A 16,742-nucleotide genomic window follows, 5' to 3' on the forward strand; every position below is an offset into this window, starting at 1 on the left:
CTAGTCCCCCGAGGCCTCCTGGGCGGCCAAAGGCGCGCCGCCCGCCATGCCGCCCACCTGCGTGCGGCCCGCGCCACGGCCGGAAAACGCCATTTCCACGCGGTCCCGCCCCTGCTCCTTGGCGCGGTACAACGCCACGTCCGCACGCGCCAGGATCACGTCGGCGCTGTCGCCCGGCTGGTAGGAAGCCAGGCCCCCGCTGGTGGTCATCTGCACTTCGCCCCCCTGCAGGTACAGCGGCGTGTCCCGCAAGGCGTCGCAGACCCGCTGCGCATGGATCAATGCCCGCGCCGGATCACAGTCGTACATCAGCAGCACGAATTCTTCGCCGCCCAGCCTGCCGAAACGGTCCGAACCGCGCACGGCATTCTGCACCACGTGCGCGTAGTGCCGCAGCGCCGTGTCCCCGGCCGCGTGGCCAAAGCGGTCGTTGATGGACTTGAAATGGTCGATGTCCAGCACCAGCACCGCCAACTGGCCGCCCATGCGGCTGCAGCGCTGCAATTCGTGTTCCAGTTCGTCCAGGATGCTGCGCCGGGAGTACGCGCGAGTCAGGCTGTCGAACGTCAGCGCCGCCTGCATCTGTTCCGACAGGCTGGTCTGGATCAGCAGCAGCAAAGCCAGGAACAGCGCCGGCACCGTGGCCGATCCGCACACGATGAAGAACAGCCCCCAGGCCGACGGATGCAGGGGGGAAACGGGTTGCTCCAGGCCCGCCCAGAAGACCACGATGCGCACCGCATGCAGGGCGGCCAGGCCGAAGGTCGCCAGCATCAGGTAGAGCGTGACGCCACGCGTCTGGATCTGCTTGCGCTGCAGGAAGATCACGCGGCCCGCCATCGCCATGTACACGCAGGTGTACGCGGAAAACAACACCATGCGCCCGCTCATGTTGTCCTCGCCATAGAGCATCAGGGCAAACGCCAGCAGACAGGCAGCACTGATGCCCACCGTGCGCGCGATGTGCGGACGCAGGCCGAAGAACTGGCGCAGGCCCACATAGACCAGTCCCACCGCGCACACCCATGCGGCGTTGGACACCATCACATAAACGCCCGGGGCGATGAAATCGGCCGACGCGTAGGACAGCAGGGACAGCACGGCCAGCGCGTTCGCCGCAATGAACGCCGGGACGCCGCCCACGCCGCGCGCCTGGAACGGCAGCAGCAGCGGCAACGCCAACGCCGTCGCCAGCCCCCACATCAGGAAGAACAAGGAAGTCGTCATCGTTTTACCGGCTTGCGCCGCAGGGCGCTTGCCGTCGCTTGGAATTGCCGTTGCACTGGGTTCGTAAGTGGAAACGCGTTACACGTCAGCATTTTTGATGCTTTTTGTTACCAGAAGGACAAATAGGCGCACAGCACGCAAGACGGCCAATGGCCGACGCGAGGCGAATGCGATTTGTCCAGAACCTTTACCACCCGCGCCAGGACGATTGCACGGTATGCGACGAAGAATACGCCAAGGGCAACGCGCCGGGATCACCCTTTGCAGTAATTGACAGTTGGATTTGCGGAAAACCCCTAAAGTCCCCCCTGTCGCGGGAAACGCAAGAAGTTCCCCGACCACGCCCCACGGGCGTGGCGCGTACTAGCCATGCACCGCCTCAGCGCGCGTGCGAAGGTCCCCGTAGCGGGCGCCGCGCAGTCCAAACCACATGTTCATTCCCCCTTCCGAGGGCGCCTTGCGCGCCGCTCGAGGCGCTGCCGGTTCAACCGCCAGCGAGCCCGCGGGGCGGCGGAGCCATGAACATCCCTAGTCGCAACTGCGGAAGTACAACAGATGCAAAATAGAGGCCCCAAGCAACCCCGTGTTGCCCGAAAGACATTGCGCCGTCTGGCCGCCTGCACGGCCCTGGCGCCTGTGCTGGCCCTTGCGGGACCGACGGACGATTACGACGCGTTGATCATCCGGGCCCGCGCCGGCGACTACGAGCCTGCGCTTGTCCTGCTGCGCCAGCAAGGCCCCGCCGCCGGCGCGCGCGCCGTCCACGATCACATCATCATCGCCGGCTGGGCCGGCAAACCCGCCGAGGCCATCGCGGCCTATGAATCGCTGCCGCCCGGCGCCGCCCTGCCCGCCGACGTGCAACTGGCGGTGGCGCGCGCCTATCGCGACGAGCGGCGCTGGCAGGAAGCCCTGGCCAGCTACCGCGAAGGCATGCGCCGCCATCCGGGGCAACCCGCGTTCACCGCCGGCGACATCATGACCCTGGCGGACGCCGGCCAGTTCGACGCCGCCCAGGCCGCCGGCCGGAAATGGGTGGAGCGCCAGCCCGGCAACCCCGACGCGCGGCTGGCGATGGGCTATGTCCACGCCCGCCAGGGCCAGCCCTTCGAAGCCCTGCACCAGGCGGATCTTGCGCAGGGCCTCGCGCCCGAATCCCCCGCCGTGCAGCGCGAGTACATCTACGCGCTGCAGCGCGCACGCATGGCCGACGCGGCGCTGGAACGCGCGCAACGCCACTCCAGTCTGTTCACCGCCGCGCAGATGCGCGGCTTCGAAATCGACGCGCTGGCCCAGCAAGTGCGGCTGGCGTCGATGCCGACCCGCAGCGAAGCTGAACGCTTCGTAATCGCCGATCGCGCGCTGGCCCGTTATGACGCGCTGCTTCCCGCCTGGCGGGAATTGGGCGACGCGGCCCGCGACGATGTGATCCGGGCCCGCATCGACCGCCTGCACGCGCTGCATGCCCGCGCGCGCATGGCCGACCTGACGCAGGAATACGAAACGCTTGTCGCCGAAGGCGTCAGCGTGCCGCGCTACGCCTTGAACGACGTGGCGTCGGCCTACCTGTACCTGCGCCAGCCCGAACGCGCCCGCGACCTCTACCGGCAGGTCGCCGCCGCCGACGCCTTCGACCGCGACGACCCCGAGCAGCGTCTGGCCAATCAGACCGGGCGCTACTACGCGCTGGCCGAAGGCGAACAGTACGACGAGACCGGCGCCATCACCGAAGCCGTGCAGTCGGGCTACGCCCCCTGGCTTTACTACAAGGGCCAGGCGTCCCGCATGCCCAACGACCTGAACCTGGAAAGCAGCCAGACGCTTGCGGCCGCCCGGCTGCAGGCCGACGACACCGTCGCCGCGCAGCAGCGCCTGGAAGACATGGTCGCCAACGCGCCCAACAATTCCGGCCTGCGCACCGACCTGGCGGGCGTCTACCGCGCACGTTCGCTGCCGCGCGCCTCGGAGGCCGAACTGAAGATGGCCGAAACCCAGGCGCCGCGCAGCCTGGGCGTGGAAAACGGCCAAGGCTTCACCGCGCTCGACCTGCAGGAATGGCGGCAGGTGGAAGCGTTGTCCGCGGACACCCTGGCGCGCGCGCCGGAAAACCTGACCAGCCGCCGCCTGGCGCGCGAATGGGAGGTCCACAACAAGGCCGAACTGCGCATCAGCGGCTACCGCGGCCTGGCCTCGGACAGCCCCGTCAACGGCAACGGCGACTTCGGCATCGACGCCGTGCTCTATTCGTCGCCCATCGACTACAACTGGCGCGTGTTCGGCGGCGGCGGCTATGCCACCGGCGACTTCGAAGAAGGCCGCGGCGACTACCGCTGGCTGCGCACGGGCGTGCAATGGCGCGGCCGCGACCTGACCGTCGAAGGCGAAGTCTCGACCCACGATTACGGCCATGGCGTGAAGCCCGGGGTGCGCCTGTCGGCCGCCTACGACCTGGACGACCACTGGCAAATCGGCGGGTCGGGCGAAATCATGTCGCGCGACACGCCGCTGCGCGCCTTGACCAACGACATCTCGTCCAACCGCCTGGCGGGGTACGTGCGCTGGCGCGCCAATGAACGGCGCGAATGGACGCTGGCCGTGGCGCCGTCCCGGTTCAGCGACGGCAACCAGCGATGGGAGCTGGGCCTGAACGGCCGCGAACGCGTCTACACCGCCCCCCACCTGAAGGCCGACCTGGAGCTGGACCTGTCGTCCCAGCGGAACTCGCGCGACGACGCGCCCTACTTCAACCCCAGCGCCGACTTCATGGCGGTGCCCGGCGTGCGCCTGACGCACACGCTCTACCGTCGCTATGAAACCGCGTGGGAACAGATCGGCACGCTGGGCGCCGGCGCCTACAGCCAGCAGGGCTACGGAACCGGCGGCGTCATCGCGCTGGGATACGGCCAGCGCTACCGCGCCAACGACGTGCTGGACATGGGCGCCATGGTCACCGGCATCAGCCGGCCCTACGACGGCGTGCGCGAACGCGAACTGCGCATCGTGTTCGACCTTGCCTACCGCTTCTGAACCGCCGGACCCGGAACCCGTCATGCCCCTAAACACCCCTACCCGCTTGATCCTGGCAGGCTTGCTGCTGCTGGCCATGCTGGCCCTGACCGCCTGCGCCAAAGACATTCCCGTCTACGCGCCGCCGGCCAAGCGCCCCGTGGCCTCCGCGGAACAGCCCTGGAAGCCGGACCAGTTCCTGGCGCTGGCCTATCACGATGTCGAAGACGACGATCCCGACCAGGGTTTCCTAAGCGTCCGCACTGACCGGCTGGTCGACCAGTTGGCCTGGCTGCGCGCCAACGGCTACCAGGCCGTGTCCGTCGACCAGATCCTGGCCGCGCGCCAAGGCGGCATGCCGCTGCCCGAGCGTGCCGTGCTGTTGTCGTTCGACGACGGCTACCGCAGCTTCTACACCCGGGTGCTGCCCATCCTGAAAGCTTACGGCTGGCCCGCCCTGCTGGCCCCCGTCGGCGCCTGGATGGATACGCCGGCCGGCCAGCCGGTGGACTTCGGCGGCAGCCCCGAAGCACGCCAACGCTTCTTGAATTGGGACGAGATCCGCGAGATCTCGCAATCCGGCCTGGTCGAGATCGCCGCGCACACCAACGCGTCGCACTACGGCGCGCTGGCCAACCCCCAGGGCAATACTGAACCGGCCGCGGCCATCCGCGCCTACAACGCGCAGACGCGCCAGTATGAAACCGAAGCCGAGTTCAACGCCCGCATGGGCCGCGACGTGGCCGCCATCACTGAAAAGATCCGCCACGCGACCGGCCGCGCACCCCGCGTCTGGGTCTGGCCGTATGGCGCGGAAGGCGGATCGACGTTGCGCATCGCGGGCGAACACGGCTATCAGTTGGCCTTGACGCTGGAAGACGGCGCCGGCCGGCTGGGCCGCCTGATGTCCACCCCCCGGCTGCTGCTGTCCAGCGACCCCGCGCTGAAACCCTTCGCCAACAGCGTCATCGGCATGGAAGTGAACCCGTTCATGCGGGTCGCCCACGTCGACCTGGACTACGTCTACGACCCGGATCCCGCGCAGACCGACCGCAACCTGGGCGAACTGGTGCAGCGCATCCTGGACATGCAGATCAACACCGTTTTCCTGCAAGCCTATGCGGATCCGGAAGGCGACGGCCTGGTGAAATCGGTGTACTTCCCCAACCGCTGGCTGCCCATGCGCGCCGACCTGTTCAACCGCGCGGCCTGGCAATTGCACAACCGCGCCAACGTGATGGTCTACGCCTGGATGCCGGTGCTGGCCTATGACCTGGACCCGTCGCTGCCGCGCGTCATCCGCTGGGATCCGGCGGCCGAAGGCGCGGCGCAGCCCGACCCGGAACAGTACCGCCGCCTGTCGCCCTTCGACGCCACGGTTCGCGCGCGCATCGGCGACCTGTACGAGGACCTGGCGCGCTACGCGATGTTCGACGGCGTGCTGTTCCACGACGACGCCCTGCTGTCCGACTTCGAAGACGCCAGCCCCGCAGCGCTTGCCGCCTACCGCGCGGCCGGCCTGCCCGGCAGCGTGGCCGAACTGCGCGCAGACCCGGACACCCTGCAGCGCTGGACGAGGTTCAAGAGCCGCGCCCTGGTGGACTTCACCGCCCAACTCGCGCAGCGCGTGCGTGCGGTGCGCGGGCCGCAGATCAAGACGGCGCGCAACATCTATGCGCAACCCGTCCTGAATCCGGAATCCGAGACCTGGTTCGCGCAGAACCTGGACGACTTCCTGGGCGCCTACGACTGGACCGCCCCCATGGCGATGCCGTTGATGGAGAACGTGCCCAAGGGCCAGGAGAACGCCTGGCTGGATTCGATCGTCGACGCCGTCGCGCGCCGCCCGGGCGCGCTGGGCAAGACCGTGTTCGAACTGCAAAGCCGCGACTGGCGCGCAGGGCCCGGCCAGCCCGAGGGCGCGCCGGTGGACACCGCCGTGCTGGCCGGCTGGATGCAGCGCCTGCAAAGGCGCGGCGCGCTCAGTTTCGGCTACTACCCCGACGACTTCTCGCAAGACCAGCCCCGGTTGCAAGGCATCCGGCCCGCCATCTCCGAAGCGTGGTACCCCATCCGATGATCGACCGTCTGCTCGCCCTGATAATCCTTTGCGCAGTGCTCGGCGCGCCGTTCGGCTTCACCTTGATGCTGACCGGCGAAGCGCTGCTGGGCTTCGTCTTCTTCTACCCCCTCTTCATGTCCGGCATGTGGATGGCCGGCGGCATCTACTTCTGGTGGCATTGGGAGCGGCACTGGGCCTGGGGCAAGGACCGCCAGCCGCCTTTGCTTGCAGGCGATCCGCTGGTGTCCATCCTGGTGCCCTGCTTCAACGAGGCCGCCAACGGCGAAGAAACACTGCTGGCCGCGCTGAGCCAGAACTATCCGCACATCGAGGTCATCGCCATCAATGACGGTTCCAGCGACGGCACCGCCGCCATGCTGGACCGGCTGGCGGCATCGCAACCGAAACTGCGCGTCGTGCACCTGGCCCAGAACCAGGGCAAGGCGATGGCGTTGCGCATGGGCGCGCTGGCCGCGCGCAGCGAATACCTGGTCTGCATCGACGGCGACGCGGTGCTGGACCCGGATGCCGCCGCGTACCTGGTGGCGCCGCTGATCGACAACCCGCGCGTGGGCGCCGTCACCGGCAATCCGCGCATCCGCACGCGCTCCACGCTGATCGGCCGCATCCAGGTGGGCGAGTTCTCGTCGATCATCGGTTTGATCAAGCGCACGCAACGCGTCTACGGCCAGGTGTTCACCGTGTCCGGCGTGGTCGCCGCGTTCCGCCGCGCGGCGCTGGACCGCGTGGGTTACTGGAGCCTGGACATGATCACCGAAGACATCGACATCAGCTGGAAGCTGCAACGCGACCACTGGTCGATCTTCTACGAACCGCGCGGGCTGTGCTGGATCCTGATGCCGGAAACGCTGCGCGGACTGTGGAAACAGCGCCTGCGCTGGGCCCAGGGCGGCGCGGAGGTCTTCCTGAAGAACCTGCGTTCGATCTGGAGCTGGCGCCATCGCCGGCTGTGGCCGCTGGTGGCGGAATTCTGCCTGTCCACCGCCTGGGCGTTCGCGTTCGCGATTTCGGTGCTGCTGTGGGTGATCAGCCAGTTCGTCGCCCTGCCCAACCACATGCAGATCGCCAGCCTGATGCCGCCCGCCTTCACCGGCATGATGCTGGCGATGGTGTGCCTGCTGCAGTTCGCCGTCAGCATCCTGATCGACCGCCGCTATGAACCCGGCCTGACCCGCGCGCTGTACTGGGTCATCTGGTATCCGCTGGCCTACTGGATGGTCAGCCTGCTCACCACGCTGGTCAGCTTTCCCAAAGTCATGCTCCGCAAGCAAGCCCGGCGCGCGCGCTGGACCAGCCCGGACCGGGGCATCAAATCACCGGACGCATCATGATCATCACCACGCAACGCTCGCGCGCGGGCTACCTCGTCGACCTGCTGCTGACCGCGGTCGGCTGGTTCGCCTTCGTCTATCTGTTCGGGTCGGGCATCGTCGCCATCCTGCGCGCCGCGGCAGGCGGCCCCGACGTGGCCCTGTGGCCCGTCTTCCTGCCCACGGTGCGCACGCTCTGGGGGTATGGGCTGCTGGCGCTGGCCAACGCCGCCGTGCTGGTGGGCTGGGCCGTCTACAACCACCGGCGCTTCGGCGGCAAGGACCGCCGCAAACCCATCCGGCCGCTGTCGGACCACCGGCTGGCCATGAGCTTCGCCGTCACGCCCGGCCAGCTTGCGGCGCTGCGTGCAACCCGGGTCGCCGTCATCCACCACGGCCCCGACGGAGAGATCCTGCAGATCGACAAGAACGAACCCCGCCTGCGTTCGGTGCAAGCGGGCTGACGACCGCGTCCGTTCACGCCCGGGCGCTGCCGGCCCGGGCCCTCTCCACGTTCGGCAGCAGGATCGCCACCCCCCCCAGCAGCGGCAGATACGCGCACACCTGGTACACGTAGTCCAGGCTGGTCGCGTCCGCCAGCTTGCCCAACGCCGCGGCGCCCACGCCACCCATGCCGAACGCGAAACCGAAGAACAGGCCCGCGATCATGCCCACCTTGCCCGGCACCAATTCCTGCGCATACACCACGATGGCGGAAAACGCCGACGCCAGCACCATGCCGATCACGACGACCAGCGCGCCGGTCCAGAACAGGTTCGCGTAGGGCAGCATCAACGTGAACGGCGCCACGCCCAGAATGGACGCCCAGATCACGATCTTGCGGCCGACGCGGTCGCCGATGGGCCCGCCCACCACCGTGCCCACCGCCACGGCGGCCAGGAACAGGAACAGGTACAGCTGCGCCTCGCGCACCGACAAGCCGAACTTGCCGATCAGGTAGAAGGTGAAATAGCTGTTCAGGCTGGCCAGGTAGAAGTACTTGGAGAACACCAGCACGCCCAGCACCGTCAACGCGCCCAGCACCTGGTTGCGCGACAGCCCGTTGCCGGCGCCCTCGCGCCGCGCGCGCGGCTTGAGCCGGACGCGGTTGGCGCTGTACCAGCGGCCGATGCCTGTCAGCACCACAATGCCGAACAGCGCCGCCAGCGAAAACCACGCCACGCTGCGCTGCCCGTGCGGAATGATGAAAAGCGCCGCCAGCAGCGGCCCCAACGCCGACCCCACGTTGCCGCCCACCTGGAAAAGCGATTGCGCCAGGCCGTGTCGCCCGCCCGAGGCCATGCGCGCCACCCGCGACGACTCCGGATGGAACACCGACGATCCCGTGCCCACCAGCACGGCCGCCACCAGCAACCACCCGAATGAAGGCGCCACGGACAGCAGCAGCAGGCCCGCAAGCGTGAACCCCATGCCCACGGGCAAGGAATACGGCTTGGGATGACGATCGGTGTAGAAGCCGATGAACGGCTGCAGCAGCGAAGCGGCCAATTGGTAGACCAGCGTGATCATCCCGATCTGCGCGAACGACAGGCTGAACGAGTCTTTCAGCATCGGATAGATGGCCAACAGGATCGACTGGATCATGTCGTTCATCAAGTGCGCCACACTGATGGCGCCCAGCACTTTGAACGCCGTGGACGGGTCCGATGCCGCCGGCGCGGAGGAAGCGGGGATGGAAGCGGGGATGGAAGCGTCCGTGACGCCAGCGACGGGATTCTGGGCGGGATTCATGGTGCGCACGCAAAAGGGATCGGGCTGCCCGGCTCTACGCCGGGGACCAGCAGACAGTGTAGGAATCCCGCAGGGCTGAGATCTGCCAATTTTCGTCGCGGAAGTGACAAAATACGGCTACGACGCTTTCAGGACCCGCCTCATCCTTTTGTCGGAAGTGACATCATGCCTACCCGCCCCCCCTTGCCCGACCCGGGACGCAGCATCAATGCCCAGGACTATCAGCACTTGCCGCGCGCAGTCACGGCCATGGCCAAGGAATTCCCGGCGGGTGCCCAGACCGGCGCGCACTCCCACCCCCGCGCCCAACTGATCTATGCCGTCGACGGCGTCATGCGCGTCACCACGCCCAGCGGTTTCTGGGCGCTGCCGCCGCTGCGCGCGCTATGGGTGCCGGCGGGCGTGCCGCACGGGGTGGACATGGTGGGCGCGGTGTCCATGCGGTCGCTCTACATCCAGGCCGACGCCGCGGCGGACTATTGGCCGCAATGCCTGGTGGTCGAAGTCAGCGGCCTGCTGCGCGAATTGATCCTGGCGCTGACGGCGGCGCCCGCCGATTACCCGCTGGGCGGCCGCGAAGAGCAGGTCGCCGCGCTGATCCTCTCCGAACTGGCCGCCGCCCGCGTGGTGCCCATCCAGATCCCGTGGCCGCGCGACCGCCGCCTGCAAACGATCTGCATGGCCATCCTGGACCAGCCGGGGCTGCAGCGCGGCATTGAAGACTGGGGCAGCGACGTCGGCGCCAGCGCCCGCACCCTGATCCGGCTGTTCCAAGCCGAGCTGGGCCTGAACTACCGCCAGTGGGTGCAGCAGGTGCGGCTGGCGGACGCGGTATGCCGCCTGTCGCTGGGCGTGCCGGTGGCGCGGATCGCAGCCGACCTGGGCTACCGCAGCCCCAGCGCGTTCAGCGCCATGTTCCACCGCGCGCTCGGCGCGCCGCCGCAACGGTACCTGCAAGACGTCGACGCGCTGAACCGACGCTGAATTCCGACAAAAGCGTGCAACCGGCCTTGCTGTTTGTCACGGCGCGCAATACATTTCACAGCGCATTCCCATGCGCACGCGCGCGAAAGCCGCGCCCCGCGTATGCTAGACCCCGTCCCTATATTTACGTGGCACACGCCCCCCGCCGCGCCGGCCAAGTTTGGTTACTGAAACCTTATTGCGCCATGGCCGGTCTATAGCGTTCTGCCCTAGAATCGCCTGCAATGAGCACCCCCCAGCAATCCTCCGCCACCCCGGGCGGCAAATCGGGCCTTCCCTGGAAACGAATCCTGGTCAAAGCGGGCATCGCCGCGGCCGGCGCCGGCGTGTGCGGGGCCGTTCTGCTGGGCCTCGCCCTGGCGCTGGCCTGGCCCAGCCTGCCCGACCTGCACGCCATGACGGACTACCGTCCGCGGGTGCCGCTGCGCATCTACACGGCCGACAAGGTGCTTATCGGCGAATACGGCGAAGAACACCGCAACGTGCTGCGCTTCGACGAGATCCCGGCCGTGATGCGCCAGGCGGTGCTGGCGGCCGAGGACGACCGCTTCTACAGCCACGGCGGCGTCGACTGGATGGGCGTCGCGCGCGCGGTGCTGACCAACGTCGTCAAGGGCTCGAAATCGCAGGGCGGCAGCACGATCACCATGCAGGTGGCGCGCAATTTCTATCTGTCGTCGGAAAAGACCTATTCGCGCAAGTTCTACGAACTGCTGCTGACCTTCAAGATCGAAAACGAGCTCAGCAAGGACCAGATCCTTGAGCTCTACATGAACCAGATCTACCTGGGCCACCGCGCCTACGGCTTCGCCGCCGCGTCGCGCACCTATCTGGGCAAGCCGCTGTCGGAAGTGACCCCGGCCGAGGCCGCCATGCTGGCCGGCATCCCCAAGGCCCCGTCGCGCTTCAACCCCATCACCAACTTCCCGCGCGCTGAAATCCGCCAGCACTATGTGCTGGGCCGCATGAAGACGCTGGGCTACCTGACGCCCGAGCAGGCCGACGAGGCCTTGAAGCAGCACCTGACGATCCGCGGCGCGGACGGCACCAGCGCGCGCGGCTTCGCCGTGCATGGCGACTACCCGGCCGAACTGGCGCGCCAACTGATGTATGGCGTGTTCCAGGAAGAGACCTATTCCAAGGGCATCGACGTCTACACCACAATCGATTCCAAGGCCCAGGAAGCCGCCTACCGCGCCGTGCGCGACGGCGTTCTGGACTACACACGCCGCGCCGTCTATCCCGGCCCGGAAGACCAGCTTGACCTGCCCGACGGCGTGGAAAGCGACCCGCAGGCGCTGGACGAGGTCCTGGACGGCGTGCAGGACAAGGCGCCCGACAGCGAAGACCTGTTGGCCGCCGTCGTGCTGTCGGCCAGCCCCACGGAAGTGAAGCTGGCCCGCAGCGGACGCGACATCATCACCATCTCGGACAAGAAGGCGCTGGCCGTCGTGGCCCGCGCCCTGAACCCGAAGGCCAGCGACAGCCAGCGCATCCGCCGCGGCTCGGTGGTCTACATCCACAAGACCGGCGACAAGGACACGGACAGCTGGGAAATCATCAACATGCCGGCGCTGCAGGCGGCGCTGGTGTCCATGGTGCCCGAAGACGGCGCCATCCGCGCCATGATCGGCGGCTTCGACTACAACCGCGGCACCTTCAACCGGGTGACGCAGGCCTGGCGCCAGCCCGGCTCCAACATCAAGCCGTTCGTCTACGCGGCGGCGCTGGAGCGCGGCTTCACGCCCGCCACGCAGATCTCGGACCAGCCGTTCATGCTGACCGCGGCCCAGACGGGCTCGAAGGATTGGCAGCCCAAGAACGACGGCAACAAGTACGAGCCCATGCTGACCCTGCGCCAGGGCCTGTACCGTTCCAAGAACATGGTGTCCATCCGCATCCTGCAGGCCATCTCGCCGCAGTACGCGCAGGACTACCTGACCCGCTTCGGCTTCGACAAGTCGCGCTGGCCGGCGGTGCTGCCGCTGGCGCTGGGCGCGGGCGGCGCCACGCCCTTGCAAGTGGTCAACGGCTACAGCGTCTTCGCCAACGGCGGCTATCGCGTCACCCCCTATCTGGTGGACCACGTGACCGACCGTTCGGGCAAGGTGCTGATGCAGGCGCAACCCGTCCGCGCCGGCGACGAAGCGGCGCGCGCCATCGACCCGCGCACCGCCTGGGTCATGGACGACATCCTGCGCGGCGTCGCCACCAGCGGCACCGCGGCGCGCGCGCACCAGGTGCTCAAGCGCAACGACGTCGGCGGCAAGACCGGCACCACCAACGAGGCCGTGGACGTCTGGTTCTCGGGGTTCACGCCCGCTTTGGCCACGACCGTCTGGATGGGCTTCGACCAGCCGAAATCGCTGGGCACGAACGAGTTCGGCAGCGGCCTGGCCCTGTCGACGTGGCTGGACTACATGCAGCCGGTCCTCAAGGGCGTGCCGGACGCCAAGCAGGCCCCGCGCCCCGACGGGCTGCTGGTCGAAAACGGCGAGTACTACTTCTCGGAATTCCCGCCGGGCCAGGCCGTGGCCTCGCTGGACTTGTCCTCGGGCGACGCGCTGACCGACTTCCTGAACAACAACCGCTCCACCGACGGCGTCGACACCTCGGTCAAGCCGCTGCCGGCCCCCGGCGCCGCCCTGCAGCCGCCGAACCCGAACAGCCCGATCCAGGCTCCCCTGATGCCGATTCCGGCTCCCCGCGCGGACAACGCGCCTGCGGCGGGCCGGCCTGCGGCCGGGGCACCCGCGGTCAACCTGGACGGCAACGGCGTCAGCGCCAGCGCGGTCACCACGTCGGCCCCGGTCATGGCCCGGCCGCTCTGACGCGAGCCGTCCGCAGACGCAAAGGGCGCCTTCAAGGCGCCCTTTTCCATTGCACCGGCCAATGACGGCCAGCGGCCTATTCCTCGGTGACCAGTTCGGTGACCACCTCTCGCGGCCACGCCAGCAGCGATTCCAGGTCCAGGAACGTGAAGTACCCCGCCCGCCAGCCTTCGGTGTCGATGTGATAGACGTTGCCCAGCAACAAGGGCGCCGCCACCGGCGTATGCCCCGCCACGACCGCCCGGACGCCCTTGACGGACGTCCTGTCCATTTGCCGCATGCGTTCGCGCGACCACTGGCACGTCGCGCTGGTTCGCTTGTAGCGGTCTTGCAACGCGGATTCCAGCCGTGGCCAGAACAGCACCGGGCAATCCGCATGCAGCAGGCCCACCGCGCCGCCTGACGTCTCGACCTCGATGGCGATGGGCAGTTGCGCAAAGGCTTCGGCAAAGACCTTCTGCCGGTCGGCCGGCAAGTCCAGGAACCAGCCCCCGCCGTAACCGCGCCAGTTCATCACGTCCACCTGCCCCGTGCGGACGTGGCGAATCGCGTAGTCTTCATGGTTGCCCTGCACCGCATGGAACCAGGGCTGGGCCAGCCATTCCAGCGCGGCCTCGCTTTCCGGCCCCCGGTCCACCAGGTCGCCCACGGAAAACAGCCGGTCGCGCGCCGGGTCGAAACCCAGGCGGTCCAGGCTTTCCTGTAGACGGGAAAAGTGCCCGTGCACGTCGCCCACCGCAAAATCGCGGCCGCGTTCGTTGCGCGGGATTTTCAGAAATCGCTGCTCCATGATGATCCGGCGCCACCGGCCGTGGGAGGAAGTTATCCGTCCCTTTCGCTCGGCCGTGACGGTGCTTGCCTGTTGAAAATCCGACCCCTCTTTTTAACCCGCTTTCCGGCGGGACGCCCTTCCGGCCCCCTCGTCATCGGGGTCAAAATATTGCGTTATGAGAATCGGTATTGTTCGTGATAATGTTCCGACTTTCCCAACTGTTACCTGAAAGGGGGCCGCGCAGGCCGCCTCCTGCCGTCTCCATGACCGCCGCCTCCACCGTCAAGACCTGGTACTGGATCCATAAATGGACCAGTCTCGTCTGCACCATCTTCCTGCTCACCATCTGTCTTACCGGTTTGCCGCTGGTGTTCCACCACGAAATCGAACACTGGCTGGATGATGCCAAACCGCTATCCGACGTCCCGGCCAACACGCCCCCCGCAAACCTGGACAAGCTCGTCGAAAGCGCCAAGTCCATGTATCCGGGCGAAGTGATCGACTACCTGTTCTTCGACCCGGACGAGCCCCAGGTCTGGGTGGGCATGGCCAAGAAACCGGGTGACGGCCAGGCATCCGGGCATGCCGTGCGCATGGACGGCCGTACCGGCGACGTGCTGCTCGACGGCCCGCCCTACACGCAGGACAAGTTCTCCTTCATGGGCATCATGCTGGCGCTGCACGTGGACCTGTTCGCGGGGTTGCCCGGCGAACTGTTCCTGGGCTTCATGGGGTTGCTGTTCTGCGTGGCCATCGTGTCAGGCGTCGTGCTTTACGGCCCCTTCATGAAAAAACTGGAGTTCGGCACGGTGCGCGCCGCGCGGTCCACCCGCCTGAAGTGGCTCGACCTGCACAACCTGCTGGGCATCGTCACGCTGGTCTGGGCGTTCGTGGTGGGCGTGACGGGCGTCATCAACGAATTGTCCACGCCGCTGTTCCGCCTCTGGCAATCGACCGAACTGGTCCGCATCCTGGAACCCTACAAGGGCCAGACCGTGCCGACGGAACTGGCATCGGCCCAACTGGCCGCCGACACCGCGAAAAAGGCCCTGCCCGGCAACGAAGTGTCGTTCATCGCCTTCCCCGGCAACGCCTTCGGCAGCCCGCACCACTACATCGCCTGGATGCGCGGCGCGACGCCCCTGACCTCCAAGCTGAACACGCCGGTGATGGTGGACGGCAAGACCGGCGCGCTGACGACCGTGGCCAAGATGCCCTGGTACCTGACGGCGCTTGAAGTGTCCCGCCCGCTGCACTTCGGCGATTACGCCGGCCTGCCCCTGAAGATCATCTGGGCCCTGCTGGACCTGATCACCATCGTGGTCCTCGTCAGCGGCCTTTACCTGTGGGTGGCGCGCCGCCGCGCCACCGAAGCACGCATCAACGAACTCGTGAAAAAACACCAGGCCGCCGCCACCCCGCAAAGGACACCCGCATGACCGCCCGTAAAAGCAAAGGGGGCCGCGGCTTCATGTTTGTCTGGGGCGTGCCGATCGTGCTGGGCGCGCTGAGCGTGTTCGGCCTGCTGGCCGCGCTGCTCGGCACCGGCGGCTGGCACTGGGCGTCCTGGATCACGCTGACCGTTCTGCTCGTCGTCATCGTGCGCTACTGGTGCTTCCCGCTGAAGCAGTAGCCGCGCGAACCCGAGGGGTTGCGGGACCCCATCGCCCCGCCCCCGCCGGCTTGCGCGCTTTCCGCCTTACTTGCCGAAGCGCTCCGGGTCCGGCCCCAGGCGCGCGCCTTCCTTGATGCCGTCGATCGCGGCCATCTCGTCTTGCGACAGTTCAAAGTCGAAAACGTCGATGTTCTCGCGGATGCGGGCGGGCGTGACCGATTTCGGGATCACGATCAGGCCGCTCTGCAAATGCCACCGCAGCGTCACCTGCGCCGCCGACTTGCCGTGCTTTTTCGCCAGCTCCAGGATGGCCTTTTCCTTGGTGATGGCTCCCTGAGCCAGCGGGCTCCAGGACTCCGTCGCAATCCCGTGCTTGGCATGAAAGGCCCGCAGCTCGCGCTGGGCGAAGCCGGGATGCAGCTCGATCTGATTCACGGCCGGCGCCACGTTGGACGACGCCATCAACTGTTCAAGATTGGCCTGCGTGAAATTGGATACGCCGATCGAACGGGCGCGGCCATCTTCCTTCATCTCGACCATGGCGCGCCAGGCGTCCAGGAACTTCGTGCTGCCCGCCACCGGCCAATGAATCAGGTACAGGTCCACATACGCCAGGCCCAGCTTCTCCAGGCTCTCGTCCATCGCCTTGTGGGCGTCGTCGTAGCCGTGCCGGTCGTTCCAGAGCTTGGTGGTCACGAACAGGTCCTTGCGCGCCACGCCGGCTGCCCGCAACCCCGTGCCCACCCCTGCCTCGTTGCCATAGATGGCCGCGGTGTCCACCGAGCGGTAACCGGCCGCCAGCGCCTCCTTGACGCTGGACGCGGCCTGGTCGTCCGGCACCTGCCAGACGCCCAGCCCCAGTTGCGGGATGTTGTTGCCGTCGTTCAATTTCACTGCGGGTACTTTCGCCATAAGACCCTCCGAAGCTTGCACCGCGACACCGGCGCGGCGAATACGCGCCATGTCGCGCAATCCTGGGCACAGCCCGGCTTACCCCAGGATTGAAGAGAAAAAGGAGCGGGCTTGCCGAGCCGCGCCCGCATCGCAATACCGGATACACCTCCCCCGGCAATGGTCCGTCTGCACCAGGGGTTATCAGCCAAATAATAGCGCCCGTGCCCGATAATGGCCGTCACACGCCCTCCCTCCCCCTGGCCAGCCC

General features: G+C 67.4%; 12 protein-coding genes. 8 read left to right on the plus strand and 4 right to left on the minus strand.

Going from position 1 to position 16,742, the window contains the following annotated elements; all coding sequences use genetic code 11:
• Positions 1 to 1,227 carry a GGDEF domain-containing protein gene (locus tag A9973_RS13120; protein ID WP_183014202.1) on the minus strand — a complete coding sequence of 409 codons (1,227 nt, stop codon included), beginning with the start codon at positions 1,225 to 1,227 and terminating at the stop codon, positions 1 to 3.
• A 555-nt stretch (positions 1,228 to 1,782) separates the two neighbouring features.
• On the opposite strand from A9973_RS13120, the gene pgaA reads away from it, so the two are divergent.
• Genes pgaA through pgaD form a run of 4 tightly spaced genes read left to right on the plus strand, consistent with a single transcriptional unit; the run spans position 1,783 to position 8,090 of the window.
• A complete protein-coding gene (pgaA, locus tag A9973_RS13125) occupies positions 1,783 to 4,254 on the plus strand; it encodes a poly-beta-1,6 N-acetyl-D-glucosamine export porin PgaA (RefSeq protein WP_183014203.1) in 2,472 nt (823 codons plus the stop codon).
• 22 nt (positions 4,255 to 4,276) lie between these two features.
• The gene (gene pgaB, locus A9973_RS13130) at positions 4,277 to 6,313 is read left to right on the plus strand and encodes a poly-beta-1,6-N-acetyl-D-glucosamine N-deacetylase PgaB (protein WP_183014204.1); all 2,037 of its coding nucleotides are present in this window, start codon (positions 4,277 to 4,279) and stop codon (positions 6,311 to 6,313) included.
• Positions 6,310 to 7,647 carry a poly-beta-1,6-N-acetyl-D-glucosamine synthase gene (pgaC, locus tag A9973_RS13135; protein ID WP_183014205.1) on the plus strand — a complete coding sequence of 446 codons (1,338 nt, stop codon included), beginning with the start codon at positions 6,310 to 6,312 and terminating at the stop codon, positions 7,645 to 7,647. The genes pgaB and pgaC overlap by 4 nt, the downstream gene beginning before the upstream one ends.
• Entirely contained in the window at positions 7,644 to 8,090 is a 447-nt protein-coding gene (pgaD, locus tag A9973_RS13140) for a poly-beta-1,6-N-acetyl-D-glucosamine biosynthesis protein PgaD (protein ID WP_183014206.1), read from the plus strand. Before pgaC ends, pgaD begins: the two co-directional genes overlap by 4 nt.
• A 13-nt stretch (positions 8,091 to 8,103) precedes the next feature.
• On the opposite strand, the gene A9973_RS13145 is transcribed toward pgaD, so the two are convergent.
• Positions 8,104 to 9,378: an MFS transporter gene (locus A9973_RS13145; RefSeq protein WP_183014207.1), complete on the minus strand. Its 1,275-nt coding sequence runs from the start codon at positions 9,376 to 9,378 to the stop codon at positions 8,104 to 8,106.
• Between the two features lie 165 nt (positions 9,379 to 9,543).
• On the opposite strand from A9973_RS13145, the gene A9973_RS13150 reads away from it, so the two are divergent.
• Both A9973_RS13150 and A9973_RS13155 read left to right on the plus strand, forming a co-directional pair.
• Positions 9,544 to 10,362 carry a helix-turn-helix domain-containing protein gene (locus tag A9973_RS13150; RefSeq protein ID WP_183014208.1) on the plus strand — a complete coding sequence of 273 codons (819 nt, stop codon included), beginning with the start codon at positions 9,544 to 9,546 and terminating at the stop codon, positions 10,360 to 10,362.
• Positions 10,363 to 10,586: 224 nt separating this feature from the next.
• Complete coding sequence (locus tag A9973_RS13155; RefSeq protein ID WP_183014209.1) at positions 10,587 to 13,193, plus strand: penicillin-binding protein 1A; 2,607 nt, start codon at positions 10,587 to 10,589, stop codon at positions 13,191 to 13,193.
• 76 nt (positions 13,194 to 13,269) lie between these two features.
• Here the strand turns inward: A9973_RS13155 and A9973_RS13160 are convergent, their stop codons facing one another.
• A complete protein-coding gene (locus A9973_RS13160; RefSeq protein ID WP_183014210.1) occupies positions 13,270 to 13,983 on the minus strand; it encodes a metallophosphoesterase in 714 nt (237 codons plus the stop codon).
• A gap of 245 nt (positions 13,984 to 14,228) precedes the next feature.
• Here A9973_RS13160 and A9973_RS13165 point away from each other — a divergent pair, with 245 nt between their 5' ends.
• Together A9973_RS13165 and A9973_RS13170 are read left to right on the plus strand one after the other, a co-directional pair.
• The gene (locus A9973_RS13165) at positions 14,229 to 15,404 is read left to right on the plus strand and encodes a PepSY domain-containing protein (protein ID WP_183014211.1); all 1,176 of its coding nucleotides are present in this window, start codon (positions 14,229 to 14,231) and stop codon (positions 15,402 to 15,404) included.
• Positions 15,401 to 15,598 carry a hypothetical protein gene (locus A9973_RS13170; protein WP_183014212.1) on the plus strand — a complete coding sequence of 66 codons (198 nt, stop codon included), beginning with the start codon at positions 15,401 to 15,403 and terminating at the stop codon, positions 15,596 to 15,598. The genes A9973_RS13165 and A9973_RS13170 overlap by 4 nt, the downstream gene beginning before the upstream one ends.
• Before the next feature lie 66 nt (positions 15,599 to 15,664).
• Here the strand turns inward: A9973_RS13170 and A9973_RS13175 are convergent, their stop codons facing one another.
• Complete coding sequence (locus A9973_RS13175; RefSeq protein WP_183014213.1) at positions 15,665 to 16,492, minus strand: aldo/keto reductase; 828 nt, start codon at positions 16,490 to 16,492, stop codon at positions 15,665 to 15,667.
• Between the last annotated feature and the right edge of the window lie 250 nt (positions 16,493 to 16,742).

Origin of the sequence: Achromobacter sp. UMC46 (assembly GCF_014170335.1) — a bacterium.
In the GTDB taxonomy this organism is placed as follows: domain Bacteria; phylum Pseudomonadota; class Gammaproteobacteria; order Burkholderiales; family Burkholderiaceae_B; genus Achromobacter.

Bases quoted from the DNA above. Each gene is read 5' to 3' on its own strand.
- pgaA (WP_183014203.1), top strand. From the start codon at position 1,783: ATGCAAAATAGAGGCCCCAAGCAACCCCGTGTTGCCCGAAAGACATTG.
- pgaC (WP_183014205.1), top strand. From the start codon at position 6,310: ATGATCGACCGTCTGCTCGCCCTGATAATCCTTTGCGCAGTGCTCGGC.
- A9973_RS13165 (WP_183014211.1), top strand. From the start codon at position 14,229: ATGACCGCCGCCTCCACCGTCAAGACCTGGTACTGGATCCATAAATGG.
- A9973_RS13150 (WP_183014208.1), top strand. From the start codon at position 9,544: ATGCCTACCCGCCCCCCCTTGCCCGACCCGGGACGCAGCATCAATGCC.
- A9973_RS13160 (WP_183014210.1), bottom strand. From the start codon at position 13,983: ATGGAGCAGCGATTTCTGAAAATCCCGCGCAACGAACGCGGCCGCGAT.
- pgaD (WP_183014206.1), top strand. From the start codon at position 7,644: ATGATCATCACCACGCAACGCTCGCGCGCGGGCTACCTCGTCGACCTG.
- A9973_RS13120 (WP_183014202.1), bottom strand. From the start codon at position 1,227: ATGACGACTTCCTTGTTCTTCCTGATGTGGGGGCTGGCGACGGCGTTG.
- A9973_RS13145 (WP_183014207.1), bottom strand. From the start codon at position 9,378: ATGAATCCCGCCCAGAATCCCGTCGCTGGCGTCACGGACGCTTCCATC.
- A9973_RS13175 (WP_183014213.1), bottom strand. From the start codon at position 16,492: ATGGCGAAAGTACCCGCAGTGAAATTGAACGACGGCAACAACATCCCG.
- pgaB (WP_183014204.1), top strand. From the start codon at position 4,277: ATGCCCCTAAACACCCCTACCCGCTTGATCCTGGCAGGCTTGCTGCTG.
- A9973_RS13170 (WP_183014212.1), top strand. From the start codon at position 15,401: ATGACCGCCCGTAAAAGCAAAGGGGGCCGCGGCTTCATGTTTGTCTGG.
- A9973_RS13155 (WP_183014209.1), top strand. From the start codon at position 10,587: ATGAGCACCCCCCAGCAATCCTCCGCCACCCCGGGCGGCAAATCGGGC.